The sequence below is a fragment of the Algoriphagus aquaeductus genome (assembly GCF_003253485.1).
Lineage (GTDB): Bacteria > Bacteroidota > Bacteroidia > Cytophagales > Cyclobacteriaceae > Algoriphagus > Algoriphagus aquaeductus.
Genome location: NZ_QKTX01000024.1, coordinates 38,928 through 47,538, shown reverse-complemented (window position 1 = coordinate 47,538; position 8,611 = coordinate 38,928). Strand labels below are relative to the sequence as shown.

Annotated in this window: 9 protein-coding genes; all 9 read right to left on the bottom strand. The window is 40.9% G+C overall.

All coding sequences use genetic code 11. The features are described from left to right. Window positions 1–787 precede the first annotated feature (787 nt). On the bottom strand, window positions 788–1,873 hold the full coding sequence (locus CLV31_RS20720) for a glycosyltransferase (protein ID WP_111394999.1): 1,086 nt from the start codon (window positions 1,871–1,873) through the stop codon (window positions 788–790). Further along, window positions 1,870–3,297, bottom strand: a complete 1,428-nt coding sequence (locus CLV31_RS20715; RefSeq protein ID WP_111394998.1) for a glycosyltransferase — start codon at window positions 3,295–3,297, stop codon at window positions 1,870–1,872. Before CLV31_RS20715 ends, CLV31_RS20720 begins: the two co-directional genes overlap by 4 nt. Window positions 3,298–3,629: 332 nt before the next feature. Next, the gene (locus CLV31_RS20710; protein WP_245943460.1) at window positions 3,630–4,370 is read right to left on the bottom strand and encodes an FkbM family methyltransferase; all 741 of its coding nucleotides are present in this window, start codon (window positions 4,368–4,370) and stop codon (window positions 3,630–3,632) included. A 2-nt stretch (window positions 4,371–4,372) separates the two neighbouring features. Then, complete coding sequence (locus tag CLV31_RS20705) at window positions 4,373–5,215, bottom strand: glycosyltransferase (RefSeq protein ID WP_181452685.1); 843 nt, start codon at window positions 5,213–5,215, stop codon at window positions 4,373–4,375. A gap of 26 nt (window positions 5,216–5,241) precedes the next feature. Continuing rightward, a complete protein-coding gene (locus CLV31_RS22155) occupies window positions 5,242–5,784 on the bottom strand; it encodes a glycosyltransferase family protein (RefSeq protein ID WP_245943459.1) in 543 nt (180 codons plus the stop codon). A gap of 84 nt (window positions 5,785–5,868) precedes the next feature. After that, the gene (locus CLV31_RS22150) at window positions 5,869–6,132 is read right to left on the bottom strand and encodes a glycosyltransferase family 2 protein (protein WP_245943458.1); all 264 of its coding nucleotides are present in this window, start codon (window positions 6,130–6,132) and stop codon (window positions 5,869–5,871) included. Further along, a complete protein-coding gene (locus CLV31_RS20695) occupies window positions 6,132–6,974 on the bottom strand; it encodes a glycosyltransferase family A protein (RefSeq protein ID WP_111394995.1) in 843 nt (280 codons plus the stop codon). The genes CLV31_RS22150 and CLV31_RS20695 overlap by 1 nt, the downstream gene beginning before the upstream one ends. Before the next feature lie 6 nt (window positions 6,975–6,980). Beyond that, on the bottom strand, window positions 6,981–7,670 hold the full coding sequence (locus CLV31_RS20690) for a nucleotidyltransferase family protein (RefSeq protein ID WP_111394994.1): 690 nt from the start codon (window positions 7,668–7,670) through the stop codon (window positions 6,981–6,983). Further along, complete coding sequence (locus CLV31_RS20685) at window positions 7,663–8,610, bottom strand: polysaccharide biosynthesis protein (RefSeq protein ID WP_111394993.1); 948 nt, start codon at window positions 8,608–8,610, stop codon at window positions 7,663–7,665. The genes CLV31_RS20690 and CLV31_RS20685 overlap by 8 nt, the downstream gene beginning before the upstream one ends. Window position 8,611 lies beyond the last annotated feature (1 nt).

Sequence of the window (8,611 nt, the reverse complement as noted above, 5' to 3'; positions counted from 1 at the left end):
TAAGAAAGGGAATTTTGGGGAATTTCCCCGCACTACAAAACTAGTGGGTATTTATAGGGTTAAAATGAGGAAAATGAGGGAGGACGAAGGATTTTGGGTGGGAAGAGGTGGGTTTTGGATTGTAAATCCCTGGGGATATTAGGGTCGAATTACAAATTCGACCCAGCGGAGGCTTTTTGTATTTCTTACTACTGGAGCTGCGGGACGTGGATTGTTTATTTTAATGAACAATTATTTGACTTTTTGTTTATCTGGCTCAACAGTTCAAGGTTTCGAACCCTGAATCCGAGGTGCTATGACCTACAAGAACGGTGGTTAGGTGTCGAAGTGTGATTATCTGTTGTGAAAACTCGGAAAAGTCCAGCGTGATGACTCTCACGGCGGCTAAGTCCCTAATTTCCTCAAGTTTTTTTGGGACAAGGTGGGACTGGTTGGGACTACCCAGTTGGCGAGGAGTGTGGAGGTGGCTGGGTGTCGGGTTATCAGCTTCGCGCCCGCCTCCCGGAGGGCAGGTTGTCAGGTTGCCTGTGCTGAGCCTAGTCGAAGCATTGGGTTGTCAGGTTGTCCTGTTGTCGAGTTGTCGGGTTGTTGTAGGATAGGGTCCAGCTTCTGGAGAAGCAGGACAACTTGGAAGGTTGCCGTGAGTGAGGACACTCACGGGGGCGAAGGATACCAAGATAATTAAGTGAGAACACTTGTCGAGGAACGGTGGTAAATAAAAAATCCTGCTTCTGGAGAAGCAGGATATCGGTGGTGGGGCATGGAAAGGATTAAATTCTTCCTGATGCTATTCTAAAATCTGTAGGTAAAACTGTTCGAATTTTTTGGCAACCGTGGCAAGGTTATAATCGGCAGTGACCAAATCAAATGCCGAATCCAAGATCTTTTTCTTCCGATCCTCTTCCATCTCCAACACCTCTTGTATGGCCTGCACAAAGGCTTCCCGGTCTTCAGGATCAATACACCACCCGGTTTTACCGAATTCTAACACTTCCGGTATCCCCCCTACTCCGTAGGCCACTACAGGTACTCGGCAATACATAGCTTCTAAAATCACGGCAGGAAGCCCTTCGATTTTGGAAGGCATCACCAAGGCCTGAGCCCGGGATAGAATTGGAAAAATATTCGCCCGATTGGGCAAAAGCGTAACTCTATGCAAAAGACCTAAATCCAAAATCTTCCTTCGCATCTCCTCCTCCAAGGGACCTGAACCAAGAAAAACCAGATTCAGACTTTCATCCTGTAACTGAACAAACATATCAAGCATACCCAAAGAGTCCTTTTCGGGAACCCAACTGCCAATCTGAATTAGATACCTGCTTGGAGGCAGTTTCTGCACTTCTTTAAGTTTTTTATCTATATCCCTGGAGACAATACCGATTGGAATGGTGCGGCTCTTTTGTACGGGGAAGCGAAAAGTTTTAAAAAAATCGATTTGACTTGCTTCCGACACGGATATTACCCCCTCTAGCCTATCCACCAGAAACTGATTGAATTTCCGGTGCCAAAATCCCCGGATAAAATCCCCCATCTGATTGGCATTTCGATAAACCAACTTTGCTTTCCAACCAAAGATCAGTCGGGAGAAAACGGCGAATTTTAATGTGTCTGCGGCATTAGCCTGAACCAAATCCGGCTGAAATTCCCTGATCAAACGGCTGAGCTGTAGCCAACCTTGATAATCAAAAAACCGTCTTGAAAGCGCTCTGTTTAACTTGTAAAAAGGCCCTAAAAATTCAATCTCTTGCCGGTGTTGAAACAAAGCCACTAACCTCACTTCATGGCATGATGCCATTAGCTCCTCAGAAAGTTGAACAGTAAAAATTTCTGCTCCTCTGCGCTGAGGTTTCTGTATGAGTTGGAGGATTTTCATTGATAATAGTTAAAGAATGCTCTTCTAACTAACTGCTCATACTCCTTCGCAATCTTCTCAATATCAAACCTTTCTTCGGCTTCTCTCCTCGCCTCTTGACCTAGGGCGGCCATCTGCTCGGGATGCTGGATGGCAAAGCTGATTTTCTCTGCAAGATCCTGGGGATCTCCTACGCGAAAGACTAGGGCGGTTTTGCCATTGGTGACTGCTTCAAGATTCATCGAGATATCGGAGGCGATGATGGGAATTCCGGCCATCATGGCTTCGACGAGTGCACCGGAGAAACCTTCGTACCAGCTTGGAAATAGAAAACAGTGGGCAGTGATCAGTTTGCTGTGGTCAGTGGTCAGTGAACAGTCGTCTGATGCCTGGATGAAAGCAGGCGAAGTCGGCTTTGGGAAGTAACCAGTAATCAAGACATCCATGGGATTGGTGATTTTTCCTGGGAGGAAGACGGAGTCTTGGAGGCCCAGATGCTGAATTTGCTTTTCCAATTCCTTTCGAAAAGGACCTTCGCCGAAAATGGTCAGGGTGCAGTCGGGGTGGGATTGGAGAACCTGGGAAAAGGCCGCGATGGCATCCTGGAAGCCTTTGCGCTCCAGAAGGCGGCCGTAGGAGATGAAGTTGCAAATTGTTTTCGTCATTGCGAGGCTACTTTCCAGTAAACTAGAATCTTCTCCAAGGCTTTTTGTAGCCGAAGCAATCTCAGTGGGAGGAAACTGTTCCTCATTGGGAGATTGCTTCCCTACGCTCGCAATGACGTCATCCGTCACTCCCGAAATAATCGGGATAGGTGCGAGGCTGCTGTCTTTCAGGCCTGCTTTTTCTGATAAATAAGCAGAAGCAGTCTCCGAATCGGCTTCCTCTTTTGGAGATTGCTTCGCTGCGCTCGCAATGACGGGTCGGCCACGGTAAACCACGGTGATTTTTTTGCTCTTTAAGCCCAGGGTTTTCACATGGGAATTTGCCAAAGCCTGTGCATTGGCAATCCAGTGGATGGGAATACCGGCGGTCAGGCGGTCAAGCCAATAAACCACCTTGTGCTTCAATCCTTTTTTATCAGTCCAGGCGATGGGGCTGTAGGAGTCGTTCACCAATGTACCGACAAGAGGAACGCCTGTAAGTAGTGAGGCGATTCGGGTGATGATATCGGCTCGCCAAAGACTGGAGATCAGAAGATTGGGCTTTTCTTTTCGGATCAGTCGAACCAGACGGGAAACCGCTAAGGGAAAATGATAAGTCTCTGGAATATCTAAAAAAAAGAGCCGGATTCCGGCTCGTTCGTATTCTTCTTTCAGTTCGTGCTTTGGGTAAAAATAGACCAAGGCTACCTCGGTATCCTGTGAAAAACGGGACAGTATCTCTAAATGGCTACGCTCAGCTCCGGCGTTGACCAAGGCGTCTTGGGTAAAGAGGATTTTCAAGGATGAAGGATTGGTTTATTGCCACAAAGGCTCGAAGGCAGAAAGGTTTTTACCGCAAACAGCTCCAAGATTTAAGTTGATCAAAGGTTTGGCTCCTTTCAAACTTCAATATTTGATTTTTGAGTTTGGGCTTTTCAAGTACTCAAAGACGTATCTCGACAAACTTCGACAAGCTCAGTTCAAGTGCTCGATAACCGGACAAAATGGGACTTCAAATCCTTTAACTAACTAGGGCAAAAGCCGTGAGTGGGGACACTCACGGTGGCGAAAGATCTCCAGATGGCTACGCTCAGCTCCAGCATTTACCAAGGCAACTTGGCTAAAAAGGATTTTCATCCTATATGATCTAATACAGAATCATGAGCAAACAAAGCATTCGAAAAATGATTCCTTTTAGAAATCTTCCTAATATCTGTTTGAAAAAAACCTATCAAAGCAAAATTATTATCAATTAAAAATTTGGTTATATCCTGAAAATAAACATGGTAAGTGTTTCGGGAGTCTAATCCACATTCCACTAAAACCAACTTGATCTTTCCAGCATTAAGGTTATGACTTCCTCCTTTCAATACCTGTAAATCGTATCCTTCAGTATCTATTTTTAAAAAATCGACCTGCATTAACTGGTTTTGACTCATAAAATCATCCAAAGTAATCACCTCGATTATCTCTGTAGCCTTTCCATTCTCCTGAAGAGATAAATTCCTTAAAGAATTCGTATCAGACTGCCCTATCTGATTAACTTCTACTTTGACTAAATCTGATTTTTCTCCAAATGCAACTTTGAAAAGGTTAAAATTAGAATGAGGCATTTCTTTCTGAAGAACATGAAATGTCTGAGTAAAAGGTTCTATGCAGAAAAACTGGGCTTTGGGGAAATATCGATAAAAAGAGCTTGAAAATTTCCCAACATTCGCCCCCACATCCACTACTGTTCTGATTGGAAATTTGACTCTATATTTTATAAAATATTCTAAATGAGTTCCTACTGGCAATCTTGCAACTGAATAAAACCAAGTACCAAAAGTGGCAACAAGGACCTGCTTGGCAAAAAGGCCAATTTTCATAATCACTCTCAAACCTCCCTTAGAGTTTTCAAATCCAAAGATTTTCCTGTTTTACCTAACAATCCAGCATGATATCCCTTGAGGCGAAGTTTGGTCAACTGCAATCCATTTTTGACAAAAAGGCCTCCCAACAGTCTCTTTAAATTCAGAATCAAGGCATCTAAAAAGGAAAACCAAGTTAAATGCTTCCGAACAAATAGGATAAAATTTCTGGACTGATAATAGGTTCTCCAAAGGTGGGAATGTGACTCCCCTCCTCCCCAACCTTCATGCAGGATCTCCACATATGGATTTTGCATCACGCCTATTCGAAATCCTGCTTTTCTAATTCGGTAACAATATTCGAAATCATCAAACATCATGAACCAATCTTCTACCGGATAACCTATTTGCATCAAATTCTCAAATTTGGCAATTGCCCCATCAAAAAGTCCAAAGTCTGCTTCCAAAATTTTTCCTTCTTTTGGAGAAAGGTTAATTCGCTTGCCCAAGCGAACAAGATATCCACCCGAGGAAATAAAGGAAAACGAATGATTCTTTATCGTTTGTCTTAAGAAATCCAAGTATCCAGATTGTGGAAAACTGTCATCTTCCAAAAACACAACATAATCGGGGCGCTCCCCACTTTCATTCAATCTGCGGAGCCCTTTGGCTAATGCCGCCCCATGCCCGATATTTTCAGGTAAGCTTATGATTTCTAAATCCAATGAGTCTCTAAACTCCTCCAATACTGCCAAAGTACCGTCCTCACTGGCATTGTTAACTATCATGAATCGGGAATACGTCCAAGAAAAGGAATAGATACGTGTAAGGATCTGATAGAGAAAACTGCAACGGTTAAAAGTCACCATTAAACAGGCAACCTGCTTACTACACTTCATCCGTTTCGTAATTTCAAAGTATTCCCCATCTTTTTTCTCCAGAAATGATAAAAAGCAAGAGTAATTATTTTCATATTTTCCCAACCATAAAATGGACCATACCTGAATCCATAGATAGCCTTCAGGCTCCATTTTAGGTAGAGATACCGCTTCATGATTGGAAGGGAGACCGAATCAGAGATATACAATAGGTTTCTAAGACTATAGTATTCACGAACTAGATTAGTCTTTTTCAAATAAAGAGGAAGATCAAAATCTAAACGTCCATGCTTGATTCTTGCTTCCAAGAACAATTTGTTGTCTACTACAATGGAATATCCTTTTCGCTTGACCTTTAAACAAAAATCCAATTCTTCAAAACCGAAAAATAGCTTGGGATCAGGTGCAATTCCTGACCTTGCAACTTCTCCACTTACCAGCATACACATCCCTCCTGCTACATAGTCCACTTCAATCCAAGGCTTTTCTTTTAATAGTTGAGTTTTGACCCTTAATATCTTTCCCTTGGTTCGGTCAAAGTATTGTCCGACTGCGCCCAAAATCCCACAGAAGGGATTGACATCCCGGATGGACAATAGCCGCTCAAAGCAATCCTCACGAAAAGGGGGATCGTTGTCATCTCCCTAATAAATCCAATCTAAACCAGCTTTTCCACAAAGCTCCAATCCTTTCATTGCCGCACCAGCAGGCCCTTCATTTCTTCCCATCCTTACATAGGTCAAGCGGGAATCGTACTTATGCTTTATGGCAAGTTCTGTCTCATAATCTTCAGAATTATCAATAATCCAAAGGTGTTGGGGAGGAAACGTTTGAGAAAAAATATCCTGTAAGGTGTTAAGAAGTACCTTAGGACGATTATAAGTTATTAGAAATCCTCCAAATATCATCAGGAGCGAATATCTAACTTGTAAATTTTCTTTGCCAAAAAAGGAAGATATGCTAATGAAATTCTCAACCAAGTACTAGTTTTGAAAGGTTTAAATCTCCAAGATTTCCAGAGATGCATTCTTGCTTGCTCAAATCTTGCAAATCTCAATTCTATTACTCCCACATTCTGATGATACAAATGCTTAACATGGTCACTAAGATATTCATTATGTTTTTCCAAAATCAACCTAATAGAATCGAGCATGTTTTGAAGATTTTTACTTCCACCATCAGGGGATTGGTGGTAAATAAGATTCTCTTTTTCGACAAACTCCCTTTTCAAGGAAAGTCGATCGAATCGAAAAAAAAGCTCTGTATTTTCAGCATACTTTAGACGATCATCATAACCACCTACCTTATCAAAAATCTCCCTTTTAATCATCCAAGCTCCAGGAATGACTGTTTTCCAATTTTCTTTTGACGCGGAAATGCTTAAAACTTTAATATTTTGTGTGACTAATTTCATGTTGCAAAAAACCAAATCAGGATTTTTTTCTAATCTAGAAGAGAAATCTTCTAACCATGAATCAGCCACATCATCATCGTCATCCAAAAAAATTAAATATTCTCCCTTTGATATTCGACTTCCCAAATTACGAGCAGAACTTACCCCTAACTTATCACCGCGATGTATGTAAATTATTTTTTTGGAATAACGATTAATAATTTCTTCTGCTTGGCTAACCTTACTATCGTCAACCACAATTAATTCCTCTTTTTTTACAATCGAAATTAATCGATCCAATAAATAAATTAACTTTTCAGGACGATTAAGTGTAGGAATAATTATAGATATTAACATTAAAATCTATTGTTTTTTTCGATTCTGAATAGTTGTTAAACTTAAAATAGTATCTACTGTAAACCATTTATTTGGTAAAACACTTGATGAAAACAGTTTACTAATTTTTATTAACTCTACCCAAACTTCATAAAAATCCTCCTTTTTTGACATTAATTCATTAATCAAAAAAGGATTAAGAATCTGGATACCTGAGCAATAGGTGGGAGCCTTTAATTTTCTATCTAGAGAATAAACAATGTTGTTTTTTTGGTGAATAAAGTCACCATCTAACCCTTTCACAGGAATGACTGGAACTACCATACAGGGAGGTGAGTTGAGTCTTCTATACTCTTGTAAAAGTGAGTCTATTTCAAAATCGGTAACATTATCAGCCGTCATCACCAAGATAGGTTCATTCAAAGTTTTCAAAAGAGAATTAAAAATCCACCATGCATTACCGTGTCCCTCAGTATTAATTACAGAAGAAACTCCCAATTCTATGACATGCTTAGCAAGATCGGCGCCCTTGTAGCCAACTGTAATATGAAGGTTATCTAAGTGTGGCTTAATCTTTTCAATTCCATTTGCAATCAAAGTTGATCCCCATAATGGAGCCATAGGTTTAGGAATCAAATCTGTTAAAGGTGCCATTCTGGTACCTCGACCCGCGGCCATAATCAATCCATGACGGATTTTACTATTTTTTTCACTCATCTGGAGAATTGAATATTAAATCCACAATCTCCTCCCTGGAAAGTTTTTCAGTATTCGCTGAGGATAATCCGAGACTTACTGGTTGTTTCACTTTTTCGTTAAATGAAATTAAGTAATGCTTGATTCCATCAAAATCTAATTCTCTGGTATAATCCAGCTCCAACTCCCCAATTAAAAATTCATCATTACGTTCGCCTGGTCTACCTTCTATTTTTTCCCACTTTCCTCCTTTTTCTTCAATCCAAACTTTTAAAATATCTTCTATCTTCGCCGCTTTCATATGACGAGAAAGAACTCTTCCTTGAACAAGGTCAATATGTTTAATTGCATTAATAACCAAATCTACTGCTTCATTTACTGTGAAAAAAAATCGTCTCATTTCAGGCCCCGTGGTACCAATCACCCCTGTTTTTTGATGCATTTCAGCCCAAATGGGTAAAACTGATCCGGTTGACCAAGCGACATTCCCATATCTTACCGCACAAAACTTAGTCTCCGAATTCTCATTCATGGCACAAAAAATTCGCTCCATAATACTCTTCGTCATTCCATAAAGGTTACGAATTGGTGGCGCAGCCTTATCTGTAGAAATTCCAATAACCATTTCTACTTTTCGTTCTGCGGAAACCCTAGCTACATTCTGAGAACCTGATACATTTACATCAGTGCATTCCATTGGGAATTTTTCAGCCAAGTCAACAAACTTTGTCGCTGCAGCATGAATGACAATATTGGGATGGAACTGTGAGAAGGCATCCCGAATAGATTCAATATTTACAACATCCATAGGAACAACTTCGCAACCAGTAACGGTCTTTGCATACATGTTTTGTTTATTGTTCCTCCCAGTTAAAATTACCCGGTAGTTATTTTTTAAGGCTAGAGCTAAATTCCTACCAAGGAACCCCGTCCCACCCGTGATTAGTATCGTTTTTTTCATT

Coding starts and splice junctions, on each gene's coding strand:
- CLV31_RS20690 (WP_111394994.1), bottom strand. CDS start 7,670: ATGAGTGAAAAAAATAGTAAAATCCGTCATGGATTGATTATGGCCGCG.
- CLV31_RS20720 (WP_111394999.1), bottom strand. CDS start 1,873: ATGAAAATCCTCCAACTCATACAGAAACCTCAGCGCAGAGGAGCAGAA.
- CLV31_RS20705 (WP_181452685.1), bottom strand. CDS start 5,215: ATGGTGACTTTTAACCGTTGCAGTTTTCTCTATCAGATCCTTACACGT.
- CLV31_RS22150 (WP_245943458.1), bottom strand. CDS start 6,132: ATGATATTTGGAGGATTTCTAATAACTTATAATCGTCCTAAGGTACTT.
- CLV31_RS20685 (WP_111394993.1), bottom strand. CDS start 8,610: ATGAAAAAAACGATACTAATCACGGGTGGGACGGGGTTCCTTGGTAGG.
- CLV31_RS20695 (WP_111394995.1), bottom strand. CDS start 6,974: ATGTTAATATCTATAATTATTCCTACACTTAATCGTCCTGAAAAGTTA.